The organism is Ensifer sp. VA4 (assembly GCF_055710065.1).
Genome location: NZ_JBVQPO010000096.1, coordinates 1 through 243, shown reverse-complemented (window position 1 = coordinate 243; position 243 = coordinate 1). Strand labels below are relative to the sequence as shown.

General features: G+C 54.3%; 1 pseudogene. It reads left to right on the top strand.

The window, feature by feature from the left end:
• Positions 1–114 (top strand): annotated as a pseudogene (locus AC0C6X_RS30315) (IS5/IS1182 family transposase); the annotation flags it as partial.
• Positions 115–243: the final 129 nt, after the last annotated feature.

The window sequence follows — 243 nt, the reverse complement described above, 5'->3', positions numbered from 1 at the left end:
GCCCGGCTCAAGGACTGGCGTCGCATCCACACCCGCTACGACCGATGCGCTCATACCTTCCTGTCAGCCATTGCCTTCGCCGCAGCATTCATCTTTTGGATCAATGAGTCCTGACCCTAGTCATCTGAATCCGAAATTCGTGTCATAAGCTGTTGTCGACCTTCTGACAGAAGCGCTTGACGGATGCGAGAATGTCGTCTGCCGATTTGGTCCAGCGGTATGGCTTTGGGTTTTCGTTGTGGC